Below are 25,788 nucleotides of genomic sequence, written 5' to 3'. Positions count from 1 at the left end.
AATTTCCTCTCTTTTTTTATTTATAATAAATTATATTTAATGTACAAGCATAAAATATATATGAAGTCTTATTTTAGGAGGGGAAAAATTGAAATTCAAGAATGCTAAGTTATTAATAGTTATTTTTGTAGTGTTTTTAGGATTAGCTTCTATATTTTATGCTAATGCAAGATATACAGTAATTGCTGACAATCATAAAATAGATAAAGAAAATGAGAATAAGATTATTCTTATAGATCCCGGACATGGAGGGATAGATGGGGGAGCTGTATCACAAACTGGAACCATGGAAAAAGATATTAATTTAAAAATAAGTTTAAAGCTTAGAGAGAGACTGGTTAAGGATGGCTATAAAGTAATAATGACTAGAGAAGAAGATAAAGGCTTATATACAGATGAAGGTAAGATAAGAAAGAAAAAGATTGAGGACTTAAACAATAGATGTAAAATTAAGAAAGACACTCAATGTGGTATGTTTATTAGTATACATTTAAACATGTTCCAAGAGTCTAAATACTATGGCGCTCAAGTATGGTATTCAAGAAATAAAGATAGTCAAAGATTTGCTAAGATAATTCAAGACAATTTGAAAAAAGACTTAGATATCAATAATAATAGACAAGCAAAACCAGCTCTAGATTCATATAAAGTATTAAGGTGCAATGATGATATGCCTGGTGTGTTAGTTGAATGCGGGTTTCTATCAAATCCAATTGAAGAACAAAAGTTGAAATCAGAAGAATATCAAAATAAAATTGCGGAATCCATAGAAAATTCGGTAAAATTTTATTATAATCAATAAATATAGAAAATAGAGATGAAAAGCTGCAGTTGTGAAATATAACTTGCAGCTTTTTGTGTGCAATTATTCAAAATGCATAGTAAGGATATTGAAAGGTTATTAATAAATATACAAATATATTTGCATAATATTTAGTGTTTGTCTAAATATAGTTGAAATTAAGACTTTAATGGTTGCATAATAATAAGCTAAAAATGTATAAAATATATAAATTATTCAACCTGTATTAAAGTTTTCTTAATTTTGAATTTTTGTAACTGGTTATTGATGTCCAATTTTGAATATGTTATTATTTAATTAAAGGATGGATTAGTCCATTAATCCAATGGAAGCTTCGGGGTGATTATTATAGATATTAGAATAAACAAGGAAAGTGGAGTACCACTTTACTTGCAAGTAAAAAAACAAATAATGGACTTAATAAAGAATGGCACCTTAAAGGTGGGTAATAAAATGCCTACAGAAAGAGAATTGTCAGAAAATTTAAAAGTTAGCAGAAACACTATAAGTGCAGCTTATAATGAATTGGAACAAGAAGGTGTTTTGAAGTCTTATCAAGGCAGAGGAACTTTTGTAGCTGAAGAAGCTAATCCATGGAAGGCTCAAAACATAAAAGAGAAAATAATAAAGTTTGTAGACTTAGGATTAGAAGAAGCGATAGAAACTGGAATGGATGTAGATGAATTCTTAGATATAGTTGCCCAAAGAGTTAAAGAAAAGAAAGAAATAATGAGTAAAATAACAGCATTGTATGTGGAATGCAATATTGAACAATCAAGGATGTTTAGCAAACAGCTAACTGAAAGTACAAATATGAATGTAATTCCATTTACTCTAAGTGACATAATGGATATGAATGAAGAAAAGAAAAATATAATAGAAAAGTGTCAGGTTATTATAGCTACATTTAACCATGTTAATGAAGTTGCTAGATTGACTAAGCCATTTAAAAAAGAAATTATTGGAGTAGCAATCAACGTAGATTTACAAACAATAGTTAAGATAGCAAGATATTCTGAAGAAACTAAGTTCGGATTTGTTTGTATGTCACAAGAGTTTATGTTTAAAGCAAGGGGAGCCTTGGAAAAAGCGGGATTAGGCAATATTAACATACAGTATACAAATGCTACAGATAGGGATGAATTGAAAAAGATTACAAATAGCTCAGATGTAATAATAGTCTCACCTGGTAGGTATAAGGATGTAAAAGAAATTATAGGTGAAGAAAAAGAAGTATTAAGATTTATATATAGTCTTGATGAAAGCTCAATAAAGGCATTAAAATCAAAAATTATTGAATTAAAATATCAAAAGTAAATTTGGGAGGTCTCATAATGAAAACTTTAGTAATAGGCGTAATTGGATCAGATTGTCATGCTGTAGGAAATAAGATATTAGAACATTCATTTACACAAGCAGGATTTAATGTAGTAAATATAGGAGTTCTTTCTCCACAAGAGGATTTTATAAATGCTGCAATAGAAACTAGTGCAGATGCTATAATAGTTTCATCATTATATGGACATGGAGAGATAGATTGTAGAGGATTAAGAGAAAAGTGTGATGAAGCAGGTTTAAAAGGAATATTAATGTATGTTGGTGGAAACTTAGTTGTTGGAAAGCAAAAATGGGAAGATGTTTATGAAAAGTTTAAAGATATGGGATTCGACAAAGTGTATGCTCCAGGAACATCACCAGAAATAACAATAAGGGACTTAAAGACAGACTTAAAAATAGAAAATTAATTTAAATAAAACCTCTGTGTGAGAAAACAGGAGTGATAGAGTTGGATTGTTATTTGCTTATAGATTTTGGTAGCACTTATACCAAACTTACTGCCGTTGATATTGAGAATGAAGAAATACTTGCTACTGCAAAAGACATTACTACTATTGAAAACGATATAATGGTAGGCTTTAATAATGCTTATGAAAGGTTGCAAGAAAAGCTTCAGGGTAAAGAAGTCAACTTTATTAAAAAATTGGCTTGTTCTTCAGCGGCTGGAGGATTAAAGATGGTTGCTATTGGCTTAGTACCAGAGCTTACAGCTGAAGCAGCAAAAAGAGCAGCATTAGGTGCTGGAGCAAGAGTATTAAATGTATATAGCTATGATTTAACTTCAAAAGAGATAGAAGAAATTAGAAACTCAAAATTAGACATCATACTTCTTGCCGGTGGTACTGATGGTGGAAATAAGGACTGTATAATTCATAATGCAAAAATGCTTGCTGAAAGTGGACTAGATCTTCCGATAGTAGTAGCTGGTAATAAGGTGGCAGTGGATACTGTTGAAAAAATACTTAAAGATGCAGGTATGTTTTATAAAATAACTGATAATGTAATGCCAAAGCTCAATGCATTAAACGTGGAACCAGCTAGAGAAGAAATAAGAAAAATATTTATGGAAAAAATAGTTGAAGCTAAGGGCATGAAAGATGCGGAGAATTTTATAAATGGAATACTAATGCCAACACCGGCAGCAGTATTGAAAGCAGCGAGAGTTTTAAGTGAGGGAAGCGATAAAGAAGAAGGATTAGGAGACTTGGCGGTAGTTGACATAGGTGGAGCTACTACTGATGTACACTCATTAGCTGATGGAGAACCATCAAAGGCTGGAGTAACACTAAGAGGTCTTCAAGAGCCTTTTGCAAAAAGAACTGTAGAAGGTGATTTAGGAATGAGGTATTCTGCAGTTGCTTTATGGGAAGCAGCCACAACAAGAAAAATACAAAAATATCTAAATGATAAGACAGTAGACATAGAGGCAAATTGCAGATATAGAGCAGAGAATATAAGAATGGTACCAACTACAGAAGAAGAAATAAAGTTTGATGAGGCTATGGCAAAAACTGCAACTGAAATAGCTTTAGAAAGACATGTTGGGGTGCTTGAAACATTATACACACCATGTGGTGTTATATATTCACAGGAAGGTAAGGATCTTTTAGAGGTTAAATATTTAATAGGAACAGGCGGAGTACTAGTTCATAGCGAAAACCCTGCAGAAATATTAAAAGCAGGAACATTTGATGTGACTAACCCTACTTCTCTAAAACCAAAAAACCTAAATATTTAATGGATAAGACATATATTTTATCTGCTATGGGATTATTAGCAGAAGTGAATCCAGATAAAGCGGTAAGAATAATGAAAAAATATTTGGTTAATGTAGATTAGGAGGTAATCGGATTGGAACTTAAAAATAAAAAATGGACTGATGAAGAGTTTTTCAATATGAGAAAAGAGGTTTTAGCTCAGTGGCCAACTGGTAAAGAAGTAGATCTTCAAGAAGCTGTTGAATACTTAAAGAGCATACCTGAAAGTAAAAGCTTTCCAGCTAAATTAAAGAAGGCTAAAGAAACAGGAATTACATTAGCTCAACCAAGAGCAGGTGTTGCTTTATTAAATGAGCATATAGAACTTTTAACATACCTACAAAATGAAGGTGGAGCAGATTTGCTTCCATCAACTATAGATAGTTATACAAGACAAAATAGATACGATGAGTGTGAAGTAGGAATTCAAGAAAGTATAGCAGCAGGAAGATCACTATTAAATGGTTTTCCAGGAGTTAACCATGGAGTGCAAGGATGTAGAAAGGTATTTGAATCAGTAAACCTACCTCTTCAAGCAAGACACGGTACACCAGATGCTAGATTACTTACAGAGATAATTCATGCAGCAGGTTGGACTTCAAATGAAGGTGGCGGAATATCCTACAACATTCCTTATGCAAAGAGTGTATCTATAGAAAAAACTTTATTAGATTGGCAGTACTGTGATAGACTTGCTGGATATTATGAAGAGCAAGGAATATCTATAAATAGAGAGCCGTTCGGTCCTTTAACAGGTACATTAGTTCCACCAAGCACATCAAATACAGTTGCTATAATAGAAGCTTTACTTGCAGCAGAGCAAGGAGTTAAAAACATAACTGTTGGATATGGACAATGCGGAAACCTAGTTCAAGACGTTGCAGCAATAAGAGCTTTAGAAGAACAAGTAAATGAATACTTAAAGCAATATGGATATAACGATGTTTATGTAACAACAGTATTCCATCAGTGGATGGGTGGATTCCCACAAGATGAAGCAAAAGCTTTCGGAGTTATATCATCAGGAGCAGCAACAGCAGCTTTAGCTGGAGCTACAAAGGTTATAGTAAAAACTCCTCATGAAGCACTAGGAATACCAACAAAAGAAGCTAATGCAGCTGGAATAAAGGCTACAAAAATGGCATTAAACATGCTTCAAGGACAAAGACTTCCTATGTCAAAAGAATTAGAAACAGAAATAGCTGTAATTAAAGCTGAAACTAAATGTATGATGGATAAATTATTTGAACTTGGAAATGGCGATTTAGCTATAGGAACAGTAAAAGGTTTCGAAGTTGGAACAGTAGATATACCATTCGCTCCAAGTAAATATAATTTAGGACAGATGATGCCAGCAAGAGATAACAATGGAGCTGTAAGATATCTTAACTTTGGAAACGTACCTCTAAGTGATGAATTAAAAGAATTTAACATGAAAAAACTACAAGAAAGAGGTAACTTTGAAGGAAGAGAAGTAAGCTTCCAAATGACAATAGATGATATATTTGCTGTAGGTAAGGGTGTTCTTATAGGAAGACCAGAATAATAAGAATAAATATTTGATATTAATTATTAAGACTACCGTTTTCTAAGCGGTAGTCAACAACTATAAGTGTACATATTAATAAATACAAAAATAAACTATTTAGAAAGATGGGTGTAAAAAATGAAAATAGTTGACGTTATTTGTGCAGAAGGAAAAACTGGATTTTATTTTGATGACCAAAGAGCAATAAAAAAAGGAGCAAAGCATGATGGATTTACATATGTAGGAGAGCCTGTAACAGATGGTTTTACTAGTGTAAGACAGGCAGGAGAAGCTATATCTGTTATGTTAGTGCTTGAAGACGGTCAAGTAGCATACGGAGATTGTGCTGCTGTTCAATATTCAGGAGCAGGCGGAAGAGATCCACTATTTTTAGCAAAAGACTTTATACCAGTAATAGAAAAGGAAATAGCACCAAAGCTTATAGGAAGAGAATTAAACAGCTTTAAAGTTCTTGCTGAAGAGTTTGATAACATGAAAATTAACGGAAATAGATTACACACTGCTATAAGATACGGAGTATCTCAAGCAATACTTGATGCTGTAGCAAAATCACAAAAAATAACTATGGCTGAAGTTATAAGAAATGAATACAATCCAGAAGCTGAAATAAAAAGAGTGCCAATATTCACTCAATCTGGTGATGATAGATACGATAACTCAGACAAAATGATCATAAAAGGTGCAGATGTAATGCCTCATGCACTTATAAACCACGTAGCAGAAAAGCTTGGATTAAAGGGTGAGAAATTATTAGACTATGTAAAATGGTTAAGAGATAGAGTGCTTGAATTAAGAACATCAGAAAATTATAATCCAATATTCCATATAGATGTTTATGGAACAATAGGAATGGCATTTGACTGTAATACAAAAGCTATGGCTGACTATATTGGAACATTAGAAGAAGCAGCTAAACCATTCCAATTAAGAATTGAAGGACCTATGGATGTAGAAGACAGACAAAAGCAAATGGAAGCTTTAAGAGATTTAAGAGCTGAAATTGATAGCAGAGGAATAAAAGTTGAATTAGTTGCAGATGAATGGTGCAATACTGTTGAGGATGTTAAATTCTTTACAGATAATAAAGCTGGACATATGGTTCAAATAAAGACTCCAGATCTTGGAGGAGTTAACAATATAGCTGATGCTATAATGTACTGTAAAGAACATGGCATGGGAGCTTATTGTGGAGGAACCTGCAACGAAACTAATAGATCTGCTGAGGTTACAACAAACATAGGTATGGCTTGCGGAGCAAAACAAGTACTTGCAAAACCAGGAATGGGTGTAGACGAAGGCTACATGATAGTTAACAACGAAATGAACAGAGTACTTGCATTAATAAATAGAAGAAACAAATAAGCAGATTTTTAGTTATGAAAAGGCGGTTTTAGAAACTGCCTTTTCATATATAAATTAAATGTAAACTTCATGAAAAGGAGAATAGTTTAATTATGAGAGAGATAAATGTATCAGAGGTAACAAAGGCAGTAAAAAAATTATGTATCGACGCAAATTACTATCTTTCAGCTGATGTTAAAAATAAAATAGAAGAGGCTGCAAAAAATGAAACATGGGATATGGCAAAAGGTATTCTAGATAAGATTCTTACTAATGTACAGATTTCTAAGGATGAAGATATGCCAATTTGTCAGGATACAGGAATGGCATGCGTCTTTGTTGAAATAGGTCAAGATGTACATTTAGCAGGCGGAAACATAGAAGATGCAATAAATGAAGGCGTAAGACAAGGATATGAAGAAGGATACCTAAGAAAATCTGTAGTAAAAGACCCTTTAGATAGAGTTAACACAAAGGATAATACACCTGCAGTAATATACTATGATATTGTACCAGGAGATAAATTAAAAATTACTGTAGCACCAAAGGGATTCGGCTCTGAAAATATGAGTCAGTTAAAAATGTTAAAGCCTGCAGATGGACTAGATGGCGTAAAAGAATTTGTCCTTAAAGTAGTAAAAGAAGCAGGTCCTAATCCATGCCCACCAATAGTTGTAGGAGTTGGGATAGGTGGAACTTTTGATAGAGCTGCTAATCTAGCTAAAAAAGCTCTTATTAGACCTTTATCAGAGAGAAATAGCAATCAATTCTATGCAGACTTAGAAAATGAGCTATTAGAGAAAGTAAACTCCATTGGTATAGGACCACAAGGGTTTGGTGGAAAGACTACTGCTCTTGCGGTAAATATCGAAACATATCCTACACATATAGCTGGTTTACCTGTGGCAGTAAATATAAATTGTCACGTTACAAGACACTCAGAAGTAATACTATAAGGAAAGTTAACAATCTAAATTGGAGGGATAGCGATGGATAAGAGAATAACAACTCCACTAACAGAGGAAAAAGTTAAGGATTTGAAAGCTGGAGATAGCGTTTTAATATCAGGAATTATATATACTGCAAGAGATGCCGCTCACAAGAGATTAGTAGAACTTTTAGATAAAGGGGAAAAACTACCTGTAGATGTTGAAAACTCAATTATATACTACGTAGGTCCGACTCCGGCAAAGCCGGGTCAACCTATCGGGTCAGCGGGACCAACTACTAGCTATAGAATGGATTCCTATGCACCAAGACTTTTAGAAATTGGTTTAAAAGGCATGATAGGAAAGGGATTAAGATCAAAAGAAGTTATAGAATCTATGAAAAAAAATAAGGCTGTTTATTTTGCAGCTATAGGGGGAGCAGCTGCATTAATGGGTAAGTCCATAAAAAGTGCAGAAATAGTTGCTTATGAAGATTTAGGCTCTGAAGCCATAAGAAGACTTGAGGTAGAGGATTTACCTGTAGTTGTAGTTATAGATTCAGAAGGAAATAACCTTTATGAGATGGGACAGAAAGAATATCTTAACTCAGTAAAGTAAATTATAATTAAGAATTGATAACTATTTTTATTGTTATCAATTCTTAATTTCTGATTATCAATGTTAGGAGGATTTGAAATGAGAATAAATAAAGTGGCTAAAGCTGGAACACTTGAATCTAATGACATAATGATTATGGTTATGCCTAATGAAAAAGGTGGAGTGGAACTTCAGCTTGAAAGCATTGTTATAAAACAGTTTGGAAATCAAATAAAAAGCACAATATTAGATAAACTTAAAGAGATGAATGTAGAAGATGTAGTTATAAAGGCACAAGATAAGGGTGCATTAGATTATACAATTAAAGCAAGAGTACAAACTGCTATAGAAAGAGCTGTGTAAATTTTTATTGAAGTTCGAGGTGATATAAATGAAAAAATTAAGAAGAACTATGCTTTTTATGCCTGGAAACAATCCAGGAATGCTTCAAAATGCGTCAATTCTTGGAGCTGATTCTGTAATACTTGATTTAGAAGATGCAGTAAGTCTTACAGAAAAGGATAGTGCAAGAATCCTTGTAAAGGAAGCGATTAAGGTTCTAGATTACTCAAAAGTAGAGCTGGTTGTGAGAGTAAATCCACTTGATACAGAATATGGTTTAAAAGACATTGATACAATAGCAAGAGTAAAGCCAGATAGTTTAATGATTCCAAAAGCTACAGAAGAACAAATACAAACTATAGACAAAACACTTTCAAAGATAGAAAGTGAAGAAGGATTTGAGCAAGGAATAATAAAGCTTATACCAATTGTAGAAACAGCTTATGGATTGGAGAATGTATATAGCATAATTAATTCTTCAAAAAGAATAGTTGCTGTTCTTTTAGGAGCGGAGGATTTAACTTCTGACTTTGGAATAAAAAGAACCAAAGAAGGAGAAGAAATATTCTATGCAAGGAATAGAGTTTCAACTGCGTGTAGAGCTGCCAGAGTAGATGCTATAGATACTCCATTCACTGATACAAATGATTATGAAGGTCTTGCTAAGGATACAGCTAAGGCAAAGAGTGTAGGATTTACAGGAAAAGCATCCATAAATCCAAGACAAATTGATACTATACATTCAGTTTTCGCACCAACAGAACATGAAATTAAACACTCATTAAGAGTACTTCAAGCAAGAGATGAAGCAAAAGAAAAAGGTCTTGGAGTTTTCTCATTAGATGGAAAAATGGTGGATGCACCTATAATAAATAGAGCGACAACAATTGTTGAGTTGGCTAAAATGTTAGGACTTATTTAATAATTATTTTAGGTTTTCAATTGCGAATTTTTTAAAAAGAGAGGGATTAGCATGAAAAATGTACTAGGAAGAGAGATTCCTGATTACATAGAAGGTTACAGAGAAATAAAGCCTTTCCAAGGCGCTTTTGCAAACTATGGCATTAGAGAAAAAATAGGTGTAAAAGTAAGTAGTGTAAAGCCAGGAGAAGAAAAAGTATTAAACAGTATTGATGAAGCATTAGACAAAATTGAATTAAGAGATGGAATAACTATATCTTTTCACCATCATCTAAGAAATGGTGACTTTGTACTTAATAATGTAGTATACGCTATAGCAAAAAGAGGAATAAAGGATATAACTATTGCTGCAAGCTCAATATTCCCAGTTCATGAGCCTCTTGTTGAGCACATGAAAAATGGAGTGGTAACAGGAATAGTTGCAAACTATATATCAGGACCTGTTGCTAGAGCTATATCTGATGGATATTTAAAGAAGCCAGCAGTTATGATGACTCATGGAGGAAGACCTAGAGCAATTGAGAGTGGAGATTTACATATAGATATAGCATTTATTGGAGCGCCAACAGCGGATACTTACGGAAATATAAATGGAGTATATGGAAACGCTGCCTGTGGGTCACTTGGATATGCAGTAGCAGATGCTGAATATGCTGATAAAGTAATTGCGATTACAGATAATTTGGTTCCATACCCTGCATGTCCAATAGAAATAAGCCAAATCTATGTAGATTATGTTGTAAAAGTAGATTCTATTGGAGATCCAAAGGGTATAGTATCAGGTACTACAAGAATAACTAAAGATCCTGTAGGACTTAAAATAGCTAAGATGGCAACTAAGGTTATAGAAGCATCAGGTCTTGTTAAGGATGGCTTGTCATTCCAAACAGGAGCGGGCGGAACTTCTCTTGCGGTCGCAGCGGAACTTAAAGAATTGATGAAAAATAAGGGAGTAGTAGGAAGCTTTGCTGCTGGTGGAATAACTGGCTATATAGTGGATATGCTAAAAGAAGGATTATTTAGAAATCTATTTGATGTTCAATGCTTTGACTTGGATGCAGTTGAATCATATAGAGATAATCCTAAACATCAAGGTATGTCAGGTTCTATGTATGGAAACCCTCATAACAAAGGAGCTGTAGTAAACAACTTAGATGTAATGATACTTGGTGCTACCGAAATAGATACTAACTTTAATGTAAATGTAACTACAGGTTCAGACGGAGTTATAATGGGTGGATCTGGTGGACACAGTGATACAGCAGCGGGAGCAAAACTCGCTATTGTGGTTACGAATCTTATAAAAGGAAGACTTCCAATTATAAAAGACAGAGTTACTACAGTAACTACTCCCGGTGAAAGTGTTGATGTAGTTGTTACTGAAAGAGGTATAGCTGTAAATCAAAATAGAAAAGATTTAATAGAGAAACTAAGCAATACAAATTTACCAGTTATGACTATAGAAGAATTAAAAGAGTTAGCTGAAAAAATGACAGGAAAACCAGAAGCTATAGAAACATCAGATGAAGTTGTAGCTATAGTAGAATATAGAGATGGGACAGTTATAGATGTAGTCAGAAAACCAATAGCTTAGGAGCATATTTTTATATACCTTAAATTAAAGGAGAGAAAATAGATGTTTGATTTAAGACTCCAGAAAATAAATTTAAAAAATGAATATGAGAAAAATGAGGTATATAAATTCTTAGAAGAGTTTGGATTAACCTTAGATAAGGATGTAGACTATACTATTGTTTTAAGAGATATAAATGATAATATTCAAGCAACCTGTTCTAAAGCTAAAAATGTTTTTAAATGTTTTGCAATATCAGAAGATATAAGAGGAGAGAATGTGACTTCTTCTCTTATATCTAATTTAATAGATAAGCTTTTTGAAGAAGGGATTTTTCACAGTTTTATATTTACAAAGCCAGACAAAGTTAAAGTTTTTAATTCACTTAACTTTAAAACTATACTTGAGGTAAAAGATGCAGCACTACTAGAATATGGCATATATGATATAAATAAAGCATTAGATGATATAGCAGCAAAGTATAGTATAGATAATTCTACAGAAAAGGGAGCCTTAGTGATGAATTGCAATCCCTTTACAGAAGGTCATAGATACCTAATTGAGCAGGCATCAAAAAGTTGTGAAAAGGTATTAGTATTTATTGTGGAAGAAGATAAATCTCTTTTCCCATTTAAACATAGATATGCTATTGTGAAAGAAGCAGTAAAGGATTTAGAAAATGTAACAGTTGTTCCAGGTGGAGAATACATTATATCTTCTGCTACATTTCCTTCGTATTTCATAAGGAAAGAAGATGAAAAACTAAAAGCTTATGAAAGTATAGACTGTGGGATATTCGGAAAATACTTCTGTAGTAAATTCAATATAGTAAAAAGATTTGTAGGACAGGAACCTTATTGCAATGTCACTAATACATATAATCAAACTCTAAAGGAGATTATGCCTCAGTATAAAGTAGAACTTATTGAGTTAGAAAGAAAAAAATATGATAGATACTATATAAGTGCATCTAAAGTTAGAGAACTTATAAAAAATGATAAAATAGAAGAAGTAAGAAATATTGTACCAGAAGCAACCTGGAATTTTTTAAATTCACATGAAGGAAAGGAGATAGCTGGGAGAATAAAGAGCAGCAATTCTCCACATTAACTATGAAGGAAGATAATACTAAATTAGAAACCGAAATAGACATAATAAAAGATATACTAACATTTATAGACGCTTCTGTAGATTCAGAAGCGTTAAATGATTATATAATAAGATATACTAGACAGTATGTACCAGAGGACATACTTGCTGAAAGAGAAGAAAGAGTTCACGTACAAGAAGAACTAATAAAAAGTATAATTCTTCTCTTATTTGTATTAGAGTAAACTATCCAGGAGTAGCTAAAAATGACTATGTTTCAATTGGAATAATGAAAATCTTATGTGATATGGTTATTAAGGAATTTAGCAATCACATTTTATATAAAAAGTTTAATATAACGGCAGAAGGCCCTATACTTACATTAGTTGTAGATGAATTAGCTATGGACAGTAAAAACAGAACCGTAGGCATTGAGGAGAATCACCCACTAGGAAGGTTTGTTGACATAGACGTATATGATAAATATAATAGAAGTCTAAGTAGAAAAGACTTAGGGCTAGATAGTAGAAGATGCTACATATGTGAAAATTATGCACATATATGTGTGAGACAAAGACAACATGATGAGAAAGAGATTAAGAATTTTATAAAAAATAGTTATAATAGTTTCTTATAAACTACAAAAATAATATAATTATTATATTATTGATAGCAAGTTGCTACATTTAGGAGGAAAATAGAGTGGGATTTAGAGATAGGGAAAGTAGTTTGTTTAGAAATATTTCTATAAGGACTAAAATAATTATACTTTGTATTCTAATATTAATAGCAGGGGGAATTGTTTACAAGGAAGCATTGAACAATAATAGTAATAGCAATAAAAGTATTATAGAAAAACAAAATAGAAAAACAAATAATAGCCCACCGGCAACTATCAAGGGTTCTGACAGCTCACAAAATATAAAGAATGAAGCTCAAAAAATTCAGGGAGAAAAAAATAAAAGACTAGAAGAACTATATGAGCAAAGTTCAAAAGCCTTTAGTGAAAAACGATATACTGACACTATAAGTATGGCAAATGATATTATAAAGGAAGATGCGAATTTTTATAAAGCCTACAATATAAAAGGAATTGCTTTATGCTATAGTGGAAGTTATGAAGAAGGTATGAAGAATATAGATAGATCACTGGAGTTAAAGCCAGACTTTGGATATGCAAGATTTAATAAAGCACTAGCATACGAACTAAATGGCAACTATGATGATGCTTTAAGTTGGTATGATAAAGATTTAGAAATTGAAAATTATATATGGAGTTACTATGGTAAGGCTAGCATATACGGAAGAAAAGGGGATGTAGAGAATACAGTAAAATACTTAAAAATAGCTATAGATATGTCTCCTGAAATTAAAAAATTTGCTAGTGACGAAGAAGATTTTAATCCAGTAAGGGACTCTAAGGAGTTTCAGGATCTAATAAAATAGAAATAATCCCCAACAATTTTTAAACATTGGGGATTATTTTCTTTTGTAACTGTGGATAAAATTAAATTTAGGTATTTTCAACGCTAATATTATACTTTTTACATTTTAAAGCGACAGTTCTATGGGTTATGCCTAAAGCCTTGCCAGCTTTGTTATAGCTTTTATATTTTTTCATAGCAAGAGCTATAATTTCTTTTTCGTAATACTCCAAAGGCTGAAGTTCTCCATTTTTAAAATTTATCAAACCAGACCTTTCTGGGCTTGTATTTACAATATAGAAAGGTAAATCTTTTTCTGTTATTATGGTATCATCACACATATTTATTGCTCTTTCTATAATGTTTTCAAGCTCTCGTATATTACCAGGCCAATGGTATTCTTGAAGGTGTATTAAAGATTTAGTATCTATGCCTGATACACTTTTATTTAACTTATTACTTATCTTATGAATAAAATGTTCTGCTAAAAGATTTATATCTTCTTTTCGTTGCCTTAAAGGTGGGAGCATAATGCTTATAACATTTAATCTATAATATAAATCTTCTCTAAAATTATTTTGTTCTATCATTTTTTCGAGGTTTCTATTAGTAGCAGCAATTATTCTTACGTCTACAGTTTGAGTGTTAAGTCCACCTACGCTTTCAAATTCTCTCTCCTGTAACACTCGTAGAAGCTTAACTTGCATTGAAAGAGGCATATCTCCTATTTCATCCAAGAAAATAGTTCCCCCATTTGCTATATTAAATTTACCCGGTTTGCTTTTTATTGCCCCAGTAAAAGCACCTTTCTCATAGCCAAAGAGCTCACTTTCAAGTAGATTTTCAGGAATAGCGGCGCAATTTACTCTAACAAAAGACATATCTTTTCTAGCGCTATTATTGTGAATAGCTTTTGCTATAACCTCTTTTCCTGTACCACTTTCGCCACGTATCAATACTGTAGATGTAGATTGAGAAGCTTTTTGAGCTATTACAAGGCAATCCTTGAGAGAGCTACTGCATCCTATAATAGAATCAAATGAACTTACGAGATCTGTATGTCTTTTCAACTCTTCTTTGTAATAATTTAATTCTTCTTCTGATTCTTCTAGTTTTTTTACAATATCTTTTAATTCATCTACTGCTTGAAAGACACCTAAGGCCCCTATAACCTTATCATTAGAAAATATGGGAGACTTACCGGTGATAACAAGACGATTGTTTATATATTGAGTTTCGCCGACTTTACGTTTTTTAGATAAGACAATATTAGTAAGATCGGTAGTTGGAAGGATGTCTTTAACATATCTTCCAATAACATCATTTGATTCTTTATCAATAATTTTTAAAGCATAATCATTCATAACTGTAATATAGCCATCAATATCTATAACTAGTATACCTACCGGTATGTTTTCAACAATTTGCTCATATGCTATAGTATTCTCTTCTATAATATCATCAATTTTAGATAGAACAGAATTATTAGTAGCCATGTCCTTGGTGATAAAATTACAGAGATCAATTACTGCTCTTTGTCCATTTATAGAATCTTCTTTACATGAGACTTCTATTATTTCATCTTCTCTTATCTTCAAGGAGATTAACGCCAACATACTTATAGCTAAGGGTTCCTTAGAAGATAAGTTGCGTATATAAAGATTTATGCCGTATCTGCTTTTAAGTTCAGCAGCTTTGTGAACTATCATTGCAGCTATTCTTGTATGTATTCCATTATGAATAGGAACAGTTATACTATTTTTATACATAATTCCCCCCTGTTTGATAAAAAGTATCATATATATTGAAAATGTTGATAAAAATTATCAATAATATATTAACCTATATAAATCAATAAGTCTAGAATTTTTATGAGGAAGTTATGGTAAACTTTTATTAATGTATATGTTTACGTTGATAATTTTTATCAATCTATTTTTCTGCAAATTTTTTAAATTTATAATACTAATTTAAAAAAATTTAAAAGATATAAATTAGATTGAGAAGAATAAAGGCATATACAATATAAATATAGAAAATAATATTTTTATAATGAAATTTTTAAATCTTTGGCATAGGAATTGCTTAAATAATATTAGTATTGGATTTAAAATGACTTGGAAATAAGAGCTGAATTTAAATAGATAATTATTTGTTTTGAGGAGGAAGAAAGATGAAAATAGGTATTGCAGCTTCAAAAGGATATGCTATAGGTACAGTTGTTGTAAAAGAAGAAAATGAATTAAATATAGAAGAGAGAGCGATAGAAAATGTAGAGGCTGAAAAGGAGAGATTTAAAAAAGCTCTAGAAGCTTCTAAGGAACAGTTATTAAATATAAAAGAAAAAGCAGCAAAAGAAATGGGTGCAGACAAGGCAGCAGTTTTTGAAAGCCATGCAATGCTATTAGAGGACCCAGAATTTGCAGGCGCTGTTGAAATGGGAATAGAGAGTAATAAAATCAATGCTGAAAAAGCACTCCAAGATGTTGTAGATATGTATGCTGGGATATTTGCAGCTATGGAAGACGAATACATGAGGGAAAGAGGCGCTGACGTAAAAGATGTTGGAAAGAGAGTTCTTGCGAACTTACTAGGCAAGATATCAGGAGACTCAGAGTTAATGGCGGATAATACAGTAGTTGTTGCACATGACCTAACACCATCTGATACTGCTCAGCTTGATAAGAGCAAGGTTATAGCATTCCTAACTAACATAGGAGGAAGAACTTCACATAGTGCAATAATGGCAAGAACTTTAGAAATTCCGGCTGTAGTTGGATTGCAAGATATAACTTCATCAGTAAAAAGTGGAGATACTATTATTGTAGATGGTATTGAAGGAGTTGCCATAGTAAATCCAGATGTTGAAACGATAAAAAAATATGAAGCAAAAAAAGAAGCTTTTAAAAAAGAAAGAGAAGAAGCTTAAAAAATTAATAAGTGTTAAGACCGTTACTAAAGCTGGAAAGCGTATTGAAGTTGCGGGAAACATAGGAAAGCCAGAAGACGTTCATCAAGTTCTAGCAAACGGTGGAGATGGAGTAGGTTTATTTAGAACTGAGTTTTTATATATGGATAGAGATGATATGCCAGGTGAAGAAGAACAGTTTGAATCATATAAATATGCAGTAGAAAAAATGGAAGGAAGACCAGTAGTTATAAGAACACTTGATATAGGTGGAGATAAAAAACTTCCATATTTACCACTTCCAGAGGAAATGAATCCATTCTTAGGTTATAGAGCTATAAGAATTTGCCTAGATAGAAAAGATATATTTAAAACTCAATTAAGAGCGTTGCTTAGAGCTTCAGCCTTTGGCAATCTTAAAATAATGTTCCCAATGATAGGATCATTAGAAGAGTTCTTACAAGCTAAAGAGATTCTTAAAGAGTGTATGGAAGAGTTGAAAAAAGAAGGAAAAGACTTTAATGAAAATCTTGAAACAGGAATAATGGTTGAGATACCTTCTGCTGCAGTTTGTGCAGATGAACTTGCTAAGCATGTAGACTTTTTTAGCATAGGGACTAATGATTTAATTCAATATACTTTAGCAGCAGATAGAATGAATGAGAAAATATCATACCTTTATAATCCAATGCATCCTGCAGTATTAAGACTTATAAAAATGACTATAGAAGCAGCGCATAAAGAAGGTAAATGGTGTGGAATGTGTGGAGAGATGGCTGGAGATGAAAAAGCTATCGCTACACTAGTAGAATATGGATTAGATGAATTCTCTATGAGCGCATCTTCCATATTAAAAGCAAAACAGTTGATAATGCAAAATTAATTATATAGTTTACTTAATTTAACAAGAATAAAACCTAAGCTAACAAAAATCAAGCTTAGGTTTTATTTTTATTAAAATATCAACTCTAAGGCCTAATTTTAGTATATAATATAAGATATAGAAGTAAAAACATTATTATTTGTACTGTATAAGGAGGAATTTATATGAGAAACTTCAAAATAAAAATATGTGTACTATGCTCTATGTCAATAATATTGGCATTTGGACTTACTGCATGTTCAAGCAAAAAAGATAAATCTGCTGCTGTAAACAATGAGACATCAGTACAACAAAATAATAACCAAAAACCTAATGATAATCAAAGCAACTCTAAAGAAACAAAAAATAATGCAAATACAGTTAATAACCAAAATGCTAATATACCTAAGTTTGTAAAACAACAGGCTTCTAAAGAAACTAAAATAAGTTTTAACACACCATGGATAACTAGTAGCAATGGAAATAACACAGCTTGCATAGAAGGAAAAGGCTCAGAGGCATTAGAAGAAGGTGTAGGAAAAATATTTGTAAAGGATAATAATGGGAACATATTTAGTTTCGAAATAGCGGATAATCAAAAAATTTCACCAAGATATATAGAATGGGCAGATAATGAAAACTTGATGGTAATAATAGGTTCTGCTCACGGTACTGTTTCTAAAGGAGGAAACTTATACTTACTTAATGTCACTACAGGGAAATTATCGTTGATTTTCCAAACTCCAGATAAAAAACAACAAATTATGACAACAAAAAAGAATGGTAACAATATAAATTTAAAAGTAAATGTTTATGAAGATAGCGACTATAATAAAGCACATACAGAAAATTGGACTATTTATTCTTTTGATATAAGCCTAAATAAACAAATGGAAGTAAAAAGCTCTACAGGAAAGCTTATATATACAATTAATGGAGCTAACCAGTAGATAAACCAAGGAGAATAATAGATGGACAAATCCAAAAGAGTATACATTAAAGCATTAGAAAAATATAATAATGGGTATATTGATAAGGCTATAGAACTTAGTGAAGAAAGTATTTCGCTAAATATAAAAAATGCTGCGGCTATTAACTTAAAAGGGCTACTTTATTATCTAAAAGGTGATTTGGATACCTGTCAAAGGCTTTGGAAAATGAATTATCAACTAAACAAAGATGGAGTTTCAGAAAGATATTTGAGTGATAGCAAAAGAGATAACGAAAGACAAAAACTTTACTATGAATCTTTAAGCCTTATTAAGGAATTAAAAATAAATGATGCTTTAGAAATTTTGGAGCAGTGTTTACAAAGTGATTATAATTATATAAATGTAAATAACTATATGGCAACTTGTTGTATAAATAAGGGTTATTATGATAAGGCACTTTCTCATATTGAGAAAGTGCTAAAAATTGACAAAAACAATGATATGGCTAAAGAAAACAAAAATGAATTAAAAAAATTAGGCATAGTTAACTCAAAAGTAGATACAAAGAAAATAGCCTGTACGCTCGGTGGGATAGTATGTATATTAGCTTTTACTTTAGTAGTAATAAATTTTACGAAACGTGATACTATCAGCAGGCTATTTATGAATATAAATAATATTAAAAGTAATTTTAAAAATAACAATACGAAAAAAGAGACTAGCAAAGGCGCTATAAAGGAAAGTGATGTAGTAAAAAGTAATGCTGCAAAGAATAATATAGCAAGTGTCAAATCTGAAGCTCAAGTATTTCCAGAGGATAATATAAAAAAGGATATTGAAAATAAAAATTTTGAGAACATATATACTGAATATATGAAATGGAAAGATAAGAACTTGTCTATCAATGACAAACTTACCATATCAAAAGCTAATGAATTACTACTTCAAGAAGGTGTAAATTACTTTTATAATAAAGGTTCTCAATACATTAACGCAAAAAATTATTTAGAAGCTAAGGAATATCTTTTAAAGGCCTATACTTTAGGAGGACAAAGTTATTTGTATTCTCATATAATCTATATGATTGGAAGTAGCTATGAATTATCTGGTGATGCTGAAAATGCTATAAAATATTATACACAATATGATGAGAATTTTAGTAATGGAGATTATGAAGAAACTATTCTTTATAACTTAGTTATAATATATAAAGATGTAGATAAAGATAAAGCAAAGAGTTACAGTCAAAAACTCATAGATAAATATCCAAACTCTATTTATAATAACTCTATAACAAAGGGACTAGTAAGCAATTAGGCTATTAATATTTTGCTCATACATATAATTAAAAATAAAGAATAGACTAACTATGTAAAGTAATATAGTTTATTTATTTGGATAATAATTATTAAAAACCATTGACTATGTTTTTTATATAGGATAAAATTAATATATGATATACCTAATAGGGGTATAAATGGAGGTGGAATTATGATAAAAGAAATTAAAGACGAAAATTTTTCTAGCACCGTTGAGAGTTCTTCAGTGCCTGTAGTTGTAGATTTTTGGGCTTCTTGGTGTGGACCATGCAAAATGCTTGCTCCAATAATAGATGAAATAGCTTCAGAACTTGAAAGCAAAGCCCAATTCTTTAAATTAAATGTTGATGATAATCCTGTTACATCAACTCAGCATAGAATTTCAAGTATACCAACTGTAATGGTATTTAAAGGTGGAAATATGGTTGAGACGATAGTAGGTTTTAGACCTAAGGAAGCGATAAAAGGTTTAATAGAAAAGCATATATAATCTATGATTTAGAAATGACAAGTTAACCATAATGTTAATTTGTCATTTTGTATTATAATCTTTAAGGTGTTTGGTATACTTTAAAACGCATAAATTATTTCAAGTACAATTAGGGAGTGAAAAAAATGAGATATGATATAGCTATTGTAGGTAGTGGTCCGGCAGGTTTATCGGCAGCGATAAATGCTAGAATTAGAAATAAAAATATCATTTTATTTGGAAGTACGAATTTTAGCAATAAGTTAATTAAAGCTCCTAAAGTAAATAATTACTTAGGTTTTTATGATATTACAGGTACTGAGCTAAAGGCTCAGTTTGAAAAGCATATGAATGTTATGGATATAGGTGTAACTGCTGAAAGGATAAATAATATTTACGCAATGGGAGATTATTTCGCTTTAATGGTAAATGATAAAATGTATGAAGCAAAGTCAGTTATTATTGCTACAGGAATGGAATATACAAAACCATTAAAGGGAGAAGAAGAATTTTTAGGAAGAGGAGTAGGATATTGTGCTACCTGTGATGCACCTCTTTACAAAGGAAAAGTGGTAACAATCATAGGATACAATAAGGACGCTGAGGAAGAGGCTAATTATGTAAGTGAATTGACGGAGAAATTATATTACGTACCTATGTACAGCGGAGATTATAATTTGAGAAATAACATTGAAAGAATTAAGGATAGACCTGTAGAGATACAAGGAGAAGATAGAGTAAGTAGAGTAGTATTAAAAAATGGAGAATTAGTTACTGATGGCGTATTTGTATTAAAGGATAGCGTAGCGCCAAATCAACTTGTTCCAGGCCTTGCCATGGACAATGAACACATAAAAGTAGACTTAGATATGAAAACTAATATTCAAGGGTGTTTTGCTGCAGGTGATTGCACAGGTAAGCCTTATCAATATATGAGAGCTGCAGGTCAAGGTCAGGTGGCAGCATTAAGTGCTGTTTCATATTTAGATTCAATTTAGATAAAATTAAATAAATAATAAACCGAGAGTAGCTATTTCACCGACTTATTATTTATTTTCATGTGATTTAATAAACAAATAGCCTCATGCATATACTAAGATATGTATGAGGCTATTTATATATGTGCTTAGCTCGTTATAGCTAAAACAAAATATGTCTAGTTAACTACAAAAAAACGTGATTTCCAATGGTTTTAACATTCTTTTTATTTATATTTTTCATCCATTGAGATGTAGCTATCTTAGGATTGTAGAAGAAAACTGCCTTTTCAGTAGGATCCTCTCCTTTTAATGCTTGGAATACTGCCTTATAGCAATCTTCATCAGGAACTACACTTATATTTCCATTTATTACGCAAGAAAAGGCTCCTCTCTGTTTAACTACACCTTCTATGGTTTTGGGGAATTCTGGGTATTTCAAGCGATTTAGTATTACAGAAGCAACAGCTACTTTGCCTTCAAAAGGTTCACAGTTACTTTCTGCATAAACTATTTGAGCCATTAAGTGTATATCTTTTTGAGTAATATATACTTTTTGATCTGAGCAGTTAAAAACTTGAACTACTTGGTCTTGCTGGTTAAACAATGTCGAGTCTGAGTTATTTGAATCCATGGCATTTACCTTGTTGGCACATAAAAGTAAAAGTGTCAACAAGATTGTTATAAAAAAAGTAATTTTTTTCAATATAATCCTCTCCTTTTACCTACGGGGTTAGCTGACGGGTTCGGTAAAGGCATAACCTACGCAAAATGCGATTCACCCCAAAATTTTGGTTTCCCCGTGTTTAATAAAAAACTTAGGCTAATGGTATTGTACCCATTAATTCAAAAAAAATACAGAGTATAATTTTTTATTAATATTTTATAAAATAAACTTGAGTATTGAAATAAATAACACTAAATAGTGTATAATTGTAGATAGGTATTTTATAAGGGCGGTGAAATGGGTGGAAATATTAGATATTGTAGTTAACTCAATTAAAAATATGGGTATATCTTCCATAATGGATATATTGGTAGTTTCATATATTTTTTATAAAGGTTATATGTTGATAAGAGAAACTAGAGCTGAACAGCTTTTAAAGGGAATAATATTTATAATATTACTTATTCCTGTCAGTAGCTTTCTTAATTTGACAATGTTAAATTGGATTCTAACTAAAACATTAACGATAGGACTTCTTTCATTTATCATCATTTTTCAACCAGAAATACGTCGTGCTTTAGAGCACTTAGGAAGAACTGCGTTTAATGATAAACATCTTTTAGAAGATGAAGAAACAATGGAAAGAGTCATAACCGAAGTTGTAAATTCTATAGAAAATTTATCTGATACTAGAACAGGTGCATTACTAGTAATTGAACAAATGACAGGCTTAGGTGATATAATAAATACTGGAACTAAGATAGATGCAGTGGTGTCTTCTGCTCTCCTTGAAAATATCTTTGTGGTTAACACCCCATTACATGATGGAGCTACAATAATCAGAAATGATAGGATAGTGTCTGCAGGATGTTTTCTGCCATTAACTAATAGTCAAGAAATAAATAAAAAGTTAGGAACCAGGCATAGGGCAGCTATTGGCTTATCCGAAAACTCTGATGCACTAGTTATAGTGGTGTCTGAAGAAACTGGTAATATTTCACTTGCGGTAAATGGTGTTCTTACAAGAAATTATACGAAAGAAAGACTTAAAGATATTCTTATTAGAATAATTAAGAGGAGACAGCAAAAAAAGCTGACTTTTAGAGAGCAGGTGATGGTATGGAAGAGAAAAATAAAAGGCAGCAAATAATAATTAGAATATGCTGCGTTATCGCATCAGCTATACTATGGTTATATATTTTTAATGTAGAAAATCCTATGAGAGAGCGTAAAATTTCTGTACCAGTGCAAGTAATAAATAAAGATGTATTAGCACAATCAAAGCTGGTACCAGTAGGAGAAGAACAGTTAAATGCAACCTTGACAATAAGAGGGAATGCTTCGGATATATATTCGATAAAGACTGAGGATTTTAAACTAGAGTCAGATTTAGGGGCGTATGTAGTAAAAAAAGGAGAAAATAAAATACCAGTTATAGTGAGAAAAAGTCCTGAAACTGTAAGAATAGTAAATAGTGAAAATTTATGGGTAACAATAACACTAGATGAGCTAAAGCAAGAAACTGTACCAGTTAAGATAATAACTGAAGGTAAAGCAAAAGAGGGATTTTTGCAATGCAGCCTATATTAAAAAGCACTGAAGTAGAGATAAATGGGCCATCAGATGCAATTAAATCTGTGAGCAGTGCAGTTGCTAGATTTGATTTAAAAAGCTCTACACAGGATGTAAAGGCGTTAGTCTCTCTTCAGCCAGTGGATTCTTCAGGGAATGCAGTAAAGGATGTATCTGTAACCCCTAACTCGATACAAGTAACAGTGCCAGTTAAAAAGATTAAAAATGTACCTATAAATTTAAAAATTCAAGGGAATTTAAGCAGTGAAGGAAATATAAAATCTATAATTCCTGCACCGAATACAATAGATATAGCAGGGGATGAAAAAGTAGTTTCAAATGTGAATGCTTTAGATACGGAAAATATAGATGTAAGCAAGCTATATAATAAAGATACTGCAGAGGTTAAAGTTATTATTCCTCAGGGGGTTACTCTTATAAATAGCAATGGTACAGTTAAATTAAAAATTAATTTAGATAAAACTGTGCAAAAAGACTTTAATTTAAATATACAGACAAAGAATTTAGGGAATAACTATGCTGTAAGTTTAGATATTGATAAGGTGAGTATAACTGTTTCTGGACCAGAAGATGCAATAAACAACCTAAAACTAGAAAGTATTGAGTGTTATATAGATTTAAATTCTCTATCTGAAGGTGAGCAGGTTGCTAATGTCATTGTAAACTTACCTAGCGGAATATCTAAAGTAGTACAGAATCCTTCTACTGTAAAAGCAGTAATAACTAAAAAAGTATTGGAGGGTAAAAATGTCAATCAGAATAAGTAATATAGCAATTAGTATAGATGAAGATATAGAAGTTCTAAAAAATAAAGTAGCAAAAAAACTAAAATTATCTGTTAATGATATAAGAAATTTTAAAATAATAAAGGAATCAATAGATGCTAGAAAAAAGGATTTAATTAAGTTTAACTATGCTGTTGAAATAGAGTGTGATAATGAATTAAAAGTAATAAATAGGATAAATGATAAGGACGTTAAAATACAAGAGGAGAAGCATAAAGAGGACTTTAAATTTGGTACGAAAAAAATGGCGCATAGACCAGTTATAGTTGGAATGGGGCCTGCAGGTATGTTTGCAGGTCTTTTGATGGCGCAAAAAGGATATAAACCTCTAATCATAGAACGGGGAGAAAAAGTTGAAGAGCGAACAGATACTATAAATAAATTTTGGAATACAGGAATTTTAAATACTGAATCTAATGTGCAATTTGGAGAAGGTGGAGCAGGAACTTTCTCTGATGGTAAACTTACAACTAGAATAAAAGATACTAGGTGTGATTTTGTATTAGATGAGTTAGTTAAAGCAGGGGCCCCTGAAGAAATTATATATAGCGGAAAACCTCATGTAGGAACTGATATACTAAAGGTCGTCGTAAAAAATATAAGAGAAAAGATAATAGAGTTAGGCGGAGAAATTAAATTTAATAATAGACTAGAGGATTTAATTGTGAAGGATAAACAATTAAAGGCGACTATAGTAAATGGAGAAGAAATTCCATGTGAAAACTTAATATTAGCTATTGGACACAGTTCGAGAGATACTTATGAAATGTTATACAAAAAAGATGTATTTATGGAGCCAAAGGCTTTTGCTATAGGTGTAAGAATTGAGCATTCTCAAAAGTTAATAAATTTAAATCAGTATGGAAAATATGCTGAGCATCCTAGGTTAAAAGCTGCAGATTACAGGCTTACACATACAACTAAAGCAACAGGTAGAGCTGTTTACAGCTTCTGTATGTGTCCAGGAGGAGAAGTGGTAGCGGCTGCTTCGGAAGAAGAGAGACTTGTAACAAACGGAATGAGTTACTATAAGAGAGATGAAGATAATGCTAACGCTGCTATTGTAGTTACCGTAGGAGAGCAGGACTTTGAAGGAAATACACCGCTAAAAGGTATGGAATTTCAAAGGCATTATGAAAGATTGGCATATATGTTAGGAGGCGGCGGATATTATGCACCTATTCAATTGGTAGGCGATTTTTTAGAGGATAGGATATCTACTAAATTAGGTGATATAAAGCCAACATATAGACCAGGTTATGAATTCAGAGATTTGAGAAAATGCCTTCCAACCTATGTTTCTGAATCATTAAAAGAAGGTTTGGCTAATTTTGATTTTAAAATCAAAGGCTTTGCAAGCAACAACGCAATTTTAACTGGAATTGAAACTAGAACTTCTGCTCCAGTGAAAATAACGAGAAATGATAGGCTTGAAAGTATAAGTTTACAAGGTCTATATCCATGTGGAGAAGGGGCTGGTTTCGCCGGTGGAATAGTGTCTGCTGCAGTAGATGGATTAAAGGTTGCAGAAAGTCTGATGAAAGAGTATTGCCCATTATATTAAATTTTCTGAAAAATACTTTTTTGCTATATATCTGCTAAAATATAAATGGG

Annotated in this window: 24 protein-coding genes, 2 pseudogenes and 1 riboswitch; of the genes and pseudogenes, 24 read left to right on the top strand and 2 right to left on the bottom strand. The window is 31.8% G+C overall.

Going from position 1 to position 25,788, the window contains the following annotated elements; all coding sequences use genetic code 11:
- Window positions 1-88: 88 nt before the first annotated feature.
- The 15 genes and pseudogenes from cwlD to RCG18_RS05810 all read left to right on the top strand — a co-directional run bounded on the left by cwlD (window position 89) and on the right by RCG18_RS05810 (window position 13,684).
- A complete protein-coding gene (cwlD, locus tag RCG18_RS05880) occupies window positions 89-802 on the top strand; it encodes an N-acetylmuramoyl-L-alanine amidase CwlD (protein WP_308040464.1) in 714 nt (237 codons plus the stop codon).
- Window positions 803-1,141: 339 nt separating this feature from the next.
- On the top strand, window positions 1,142-2,119 hold the full coding sequence (locus RCG18_RS05875) for a GntR family transcriptional regulator (protein WP_308040463.1): 978 nt from the start codon (window positions 1,142-1,144) through the stop codon (window positions 2,117-2,119).
- A gap of 17 nt (window positions 2,120-2,136) precedes the next feature.
- Window positions 2,137-2,547 (top strand): methylaspartate mutase subunit S, encoded by a 411-nt coding sequence (glmS, locus tag RCG18_RS05870; protein ID WP_308040462.1) that lies wholly within the window; start codon window positions 2,137-2,139, stop codon window positions 2,545-2,547.
- A 41-nt stretch (window positions 2,548-2,588) separates the two neighbouring features.
- Window positions 2,589-3,979, top strand: a pseudogene (glmL, locus tag RCG18_RS05865) (methylaspartate mutase accessory protein GlmL).
- A 12-nt stretch (window positions 3,980-3,991) separates the two neighbouring features.
- Window positions 3,992-5,443, top strand: a complete 1,452-nt coding sequence (locus RCG18_RS05860; RefSeq protein ID WP_308040461.1) for a methylaspartate mutase subunit E — start codon at window positions 3,992-3,994, stop codon at window positions 5,441-5,443.
- 120 nt (window positions 5,444-5,563) lie between these two features.
- Window positions 5,564-6,808, top strand: coding sequence for a methylaspartate ammonia-lyase (locus tag RCG18_RS05855; RefSeq protein WP_308040460.1), 1,245 nt, complete (start codon window positions 5,564-5,566; stop codon window positions 6,806-6,808).
- A gap of 92 nt (window positions 6,809-6,900) precedes the next feature.
- A complete protein-coding gene (locus tag RCG18_RS05850) occupies window positions 6,901-7,743 on the top strand; it encodes a fumarate hydratase (RefSeq protein WP_308040459.1) in 843 nt (280 codons plus the stop codon).
- A gap of 33 nt (window positions 7,744-7,776) precedes the next feature.
- Window positions 7,777-8,334, top strand: coding sequence for a Fe-S-containing hydro-lyase (locus RCG18_RS05845; RefSeq protein WP_308040458.1), 558 nt, complete (start codon window positions 7,777-7,779; stop codon window positions 8,332-8,334).
- Between the two features lie 78 nt (window positions 8,335-8,412).
- The gene (gene citD / locus RCG18_RS05840; RefSeq protein WP_211144731.1) at window positions 8,413-8,676 is read left to right on the top strand and encodes a citrate lyase acyl carrier protein; all 264 of its coding nucleotides are present in this window, start codon (window positions 8,413-8,415) and stop codon (window positions 8,674-8,676) included.
- 28 nt (window positions 8,677-8,704) lie between these two features.
- A complete protein-coding gene (locus tag RCG18_RS05835; RefSeq protein ID WP_308040457.1) occupies window positions 8,705-9,577 on the top strand; it encodes an aldolase/citrate lyase family protein in 873 nt (290 codons plus the stop codon).
- A gap of 51 nt (window positions 9,578-9,628) precedes the next feature.
- Entirely contained in the window at window positions 9,629-11,170 is a 1,542-nt protein-coding gene (gene citF / locus RCG18_RS05830) for a citrate lyase subunit alpha (protein WP_308040456.1), read from the top strand.
- A gap of 42 nt (window positions 11,171-11,212) precedes the next feature.
- Window positions 11,213-12,259, top strand: coding sequence for a [citrate (pro-3S)-lyase] ligase (gene citC, locus RCG18_RS05825; protein ID WP_308040455.1), 1,047 nt, complete (start codon window positions 11,213-11,215; stop codon window positions 12,257-12,259).
- A gap of 2 nt (window positions 12,260-12,261) precedes the next feature.
- Complete coding sequence (locus RCG18_RS05820) at window positions 12,262-12,483, top strand: hypothetical protein (RefSeq protein WP_308040454.1); 222 nt, start codon at window positions 12,262-12,264, stop codon at window positions 12,481-12,483.
- The gene (gene citX, locus RCG18_RS05815; protein ID WP_308041967.1) at window positions 12,468-12,875 is read left to right on the top strand and encodes a citrate lyase holo-[acyl-carrier protein] synthase; all 408 of its coding nucleotides are present in this window, start codon (window positions 12,468-12,470) and stop codon (window positions 12,873-12,875) included. Before RCG18_RS05820 ends, citX begins: the two co-directional genes overlap by 16 nt.
- A 65-nt stretch (window positions 12,876-12,940) precedes the next feature.
- On the top strand, window positions 12,941-13,684 hold the full coding sequence (locus RCG18_RS05810; protein ID WP_308040453.1) for a tetratricopeptide repeat protein: 744 nt from the start codon (window positions 12,941-12,943) through the stop codon (window positions 13,682-13,684).
- A gap of 67 nt (window positions 13,685-13,751) precedes the next feature.
- Here RCG18_RS05810 and RCG18_RS05805 read toward each other — a convergent pair whose 3' ends face one another.
- Window positions 13,752-15,431, bottom strand: coding sequence for a sigma 54-interacting transcriptional regulator (locus RCG18_RS05805; RefSeq protein WP_308040452.1), 1,680 nt, complete (start codon window positions 15,429-15,431; stop codon window positions 13,752-13,754).
- A 404-nt stretch (window positions 15,432-15,835) separates the two neighbouring features.
- Between RCG18_RS05805 and ptsP the strand changes: the two are divergent.
- The 5 genes and pseudogenes from ptsP (at window position 15,836) to RCG18_RS05780 (ending at window position 21,150) form a co-directional block, all read left to right on the top strand.
- Window positions 15,836-17,453, top strand: a pseudogene (gene ptsP / locus RCG18_RS05800) (phosphoenolpyruvate--protein phosphotransferase).
- Between the two features lie 164 nt (window positions 17,454-17,617).
- Window positions 17,618-18,382 carry a DUF4652 domain-containing protein gene (locus tag RCG18_RS05795; RefSeq protein ID WP_308040451.1) on the top strand — a complete coding sequence of 255 codons (765 nt, stop codon included), beginning with the start codon at window positions 17,618-17,620 and terminating at the stop codon, window positions 18,380-18,382.
- Window positions 18,383-18,403: 21 nt separating this feature from the next.
- Window positions 18,404-19,681: a tetratricopeptide repeat protein gene (locus RCG18_RS05790; RefSeq protein WP_308040450.1), complete on the top strand. Its 1,278-nt coding sequence runs from the start codon at window positions 18,404-18,406 to the stop codon at window positions 19,679-19,681.
- A 174-nt stretch (window positions 19,682-19,855) separates the two neighbouring features.
- Window positions 19,856-20,173 (top strand): thioredoxin, encoded by a 318-nt coding sequence (trxA, locus tag RCG18_RS05785; RefSeq protein WP_308040449.1) that lies wholly within the window; start codon window positions 19,856-19,858, stop codon window positions 20,171-20,173.
- Between the two features lie 125 nt (window positions 20,174-20,298).
- Window positions 20,299-21,150, top strand: coding sequence for an NAD(P)/FAD-dependent oxidoreductase (locus tag RCG18_RS05780; protein WP_308040448.1), 852 nt, complete (start codon window positions 20,299-20,301; stop codon window positions 21,148-21,150).
- A 166-nt stretch (window positions 21,151-21,316) separates the two neighbouring features.
- Here the strand turns inward: RCG18_RS05780 and RCG18_RS05775 are convergent, their stop codons facing one another.
- The gene (locus RCG18_RS05775; RefSeq protein WP_308040447.1) at window positions 21,317-21,835 is read right to left on the bottom strand and encodes a cell wall hydrolase; all 519 of its coding nucleotides are present in this window, start codon (window positions 21,833-21,835) and stop codon (window positions 21,317-21,319) included.
- Between the two features lie 2 nt (window positions 21,836-21,837).
- A riboswitch (cyclic di-AMP (ydaO/yuaA leader) is annotated at window positions 21,838-21,964 on the bottom strand.
- A gap of 133 nt (window positions 21,965-22,097) precedes the next feature.
- On the opposite strand from RCG18_RS05775, the gene cdaA reads away from it, so the two are divergent.
- From cdaA to RCG18_RS05755, 4 genes are read left to right on the top strand one after another with little or no spacing between them, the layout of a single operon-like run.
- A complete protein-coding gene (cdaA, locus tag RCG18_RS05770) occupies window positions 22,098-22,946 on the top strand; it encodes a diadenylate cyclase CdaA (protein ID WP_308040446.1) in 849 nt (282 codons plus the stop codon).
- Window positions 22,916-23,386, top strand: coding sequence for a hypothetical protein (locus RCG18_RS05765; RefSeq protein WP_308040445.1), 471 nt, complete (start codon window positions 22,916-22,918; stop codon window positions 23,384-23,386). Before cdaA ends, RCG18_RS05765 begins: the two co-directional genes overlap by 31 nt.
- Window positions 23,371-24,156 (top strand): CdaR family protein, encoded by a 786-nt coding sequence (locus tag RCG18_RS05760; protein ID WP_308040444.1) that lies wholly within the window; start codon window positions 23,371-23,373, stop codon window positions 24,154-24,156. The genes RCG18_RS05765 and RCG18_RS05760 overlap by 16 nt, the downstream gene beginning before the upstream one ends.
- A complete protein-coding gene (locus RCG18_RS05755) occupies window positions 24,137-25,738 on the top strand; it encodes an NAD(P)/FAD-dependent oxidoreductase (RefSeq protein WP_308040443.1) in 1,602 nt (533 codons plus the stop codon). Before RCG18_RS05760 ends, RCG18_RS05755 begins: the two co-directional genes overlap by 20 nt.
- Window positions 25,739-25,788 lie beyond the last annotated feature (50 nt).

Origin of the sequence: Clostridium sp. OS1-26, assembly GCF_030915445.1 — a bacterium.
Classification (GTDB): Bacteria; Bacillota; Clostridia; order Clostridiales; family Clostridiaceae; genus Clostridium_AM.
Note: the sequence above shows the minus strand (reverse complement) of the source record. Positions and strands in the feature narration are given on the sequence as shown.

Excerpts from the sequence above, each read along its gene's own strand:
- RCG18_RS05760 (WP_308040444.1), top strand. The coding sequence starts at position 23,371 with ATGCAGCCTATATTAAAAAGCACTGAAGTAGAGATAAATGGGCCATCA.
- RCG18_RS05790 (WP_308040450.1), top strand. The coding sequence starts at position 18,404 with ATGGACAAATCCAAAAGAGTATACATTAAAGCATTAGAAAAATATAAT.
- citF (WP_308040456.1), top strand. The coding sequence starts at position 9,629 with ATGAAAAATGTACTAGGAAGAGAGATTCCTGATTACATAGAAGGTTAC.
- RCG18_RS05850 (WP_308040459.1), top strand. The coding sequence starts at position 6,901 with ATGAGAGAGATAAATGTATCAGAGGTAACAAAGGCAGTAAAAAAATTA.
- citD (WP_211144731.1), top strand. The coding sequence starts at position 8,413 with ATGAGAATAAATAAAGTGGCTAAAGCTGGAACACTTGAATCTAATGAC.
- glmS (WP_308040462.1), top strand. The coding sequence starts at position 2,137 with ATGAAAACTTTAGTAATAGGCGTAATTGGATCAGATTGTCATGCTGTA.
- RCG18_RS05755 (WP_308040443.1), top strand. The coding sequence starts at position 24,137 with ATGTCAATCAGAATAAGTAATATAGCAATTAGTATAGATGAAGATATA.
- RCG18_RS05795 (WP_308040451.1), top strand. The coding sequence starts at position 17,618 with ATGAGAAACTTCAAAATAAAAATATGTGTACTATGCTCTATGTCAATA.
- RCG18_RS05855 (WP_308040460.1), top strand. The coding sequence starts at position 5,564 with ATGAAAATAGTTGACGTTATTTGTGCAGAAGGAAAAACTGGATTTTAT.
- RCG18_RS05835 (WP_308040457.1), top strand. The coding sequence starts at position 8,705 with ATGAAAAAATTAAGAAGAACTATGCTTTTTATGCCTGGAAACAATCCA.
- RCG18_RS05765 (WP_308040445.1), top strand. The coding sequence starts at position 22,916 with ATGGAAGAGAAAAATAAAAGGCAGCAAATAATAATTAGAATATGCTGC.
- RCG18_RS05780 (WP_308040448.1), top strand. The coding sequence starts at position 20,299 with ATGAGATATGATATAGCTATTGTAGGTAGTGGTCCGGCAGGTTTATCG.
- RCG18_RS05845 (WP_308040458.1), top strand. The coding sequence starts at position 7,777 with ATGGATAAGAGAATAACAACTCCACTAACAGAGGAAAAAGTTAAGGAT.
- RCG18_RS05820 (WP_308040454.1), top strand. The coding sequence starts at position 12,262 with ATGAAGGAAGATAATACTAAATTAGAAACCGAAATAGACATAATAAAA.
- citC (WP_308040455.1), top strand. The coding sequence starts at position 11,213 with ATGTTTGATTTAAGACTCCAGAAAATAAATTTAAAAAATGAATATGAG.
- RCG18_RS05805 (WP_308040452.1), bottom strand. The coding sequence starts at position 15,431 with ATGTATAAAAATAGTATAACTGTTCCTATTCATAATGGAATACATACA.
- trxA (WP_308040449.1), top strand. The coding sequence starts at position 19,856 with ATGATAAAAGAAATTAAAGACGAAAATTTTTCTAGCACCGTTGAGAGT.